Source organism: Acidovorax sp. ST3 (genome assembly GCF_003231145.1).
In the GTDB taxonomy this organism is placed as follows: Bacteria; Pseudomonadota; Gammaproteobacteria; order Burkholderiales; family Burkholderiaceae_C; genus Acidovorax.
Genome location: NZ_QKVP01000154.1, coordinates 1 through 504 on the forward strand (window position 1 = coordinate 1; position 504 = coordinate 504).

At 62.3% G+C, this 504-nt stretch carries 1 pseudogene; it reads right to left on the reverse strand.

The annotated features are described in order from the left end of the window. Positions 1 to 76: 76 nt before the first annotated feature. A pseudogene (locus DNK89_RS24650) lies at positions 77 to 504 on the reverse strand (hypothetical protein); the annotation flags it as partial.

Below are 504 nucleotides of genomic sequence, written 5' to 3' on the forward strand. Positions count from 1 at the left end.
GGAATGCAGCGTTGCGTTTTCGATAGTCCTGACCGCGGCTGTAACTCCAATCAAGCCACGATGGCTATGCCGTTCTTCACCTGCTCCTCCCATACCGGAGCGCGCCGTTGACGCTGCTCGTTTCCCAGGCGTTCGAAGCGATCAGGTTCTGCTGGTCGGGTGCGATCTCGTGGAAATATTTCAAGTTTCTGCGGATGCGTTGAACAACGCCCTGGGCTGCGGCCGTCCCAAGCAGTGTCCGGCTGAAGATCCATGGGCCGTCCGACAAGGGATGCCTGCCCTCGATTTCGCCGGCTTCGGCGGCGAACTGCAGCGTGTCCGATGTGATGCCGACCAGCTGCGCGGCCCCGTCCAGGTTGAGCCATGGCTCGAGCCCGTCCGCAGCCGGACGGAAGACCGGCACTCCATGATGCAATCTGAGTGCCGCGACGCGTTCGCGCGTCCAGCGGTTGCCCTGCCCCGTCAACAGGCCGTTGCGATTGAGAATTCCTGCGATCACGCGAT